General features: G+C 61.6%; 1 pseudogene. It reads left to right on the forward strand.

Annotated elements, in window-relative coordinates:
• Window positions 1-271: pseudogene (locus tag ACPYOM_RS22530) on the forward strand (ABC transporter permease); the annotation flags it as partial.

Below are 271 nucleotides of genomic sequence, written 5' to 3' on the forward strand. Positions count from 1 at the left end.
TCGCCCGACCACCTCCTGGGCACCACCCAGGCCGGCATCGACCTCATGGCGCTCATTGTCGATGGCACCAGGACGTCGATTCTCATTGGCCTGATTGTGGGCGGCATATCCGTCCTGATCTCCGCCGTCTATGGCTGCACCATGGCGTTCTTTGGCGGCAAGGTGGATGCCACCATGCTGTTCATCCTGGAAGCACTCATCATGATGCCCGCCATCCTGGTGGTTGCCGTGGCAACAAGCGGCAGTGGCGGCCTCAAGAACCTGCCCAGCT

Source organism: Monashia sp. HAY1-2A, assembly GCF_056755315.1.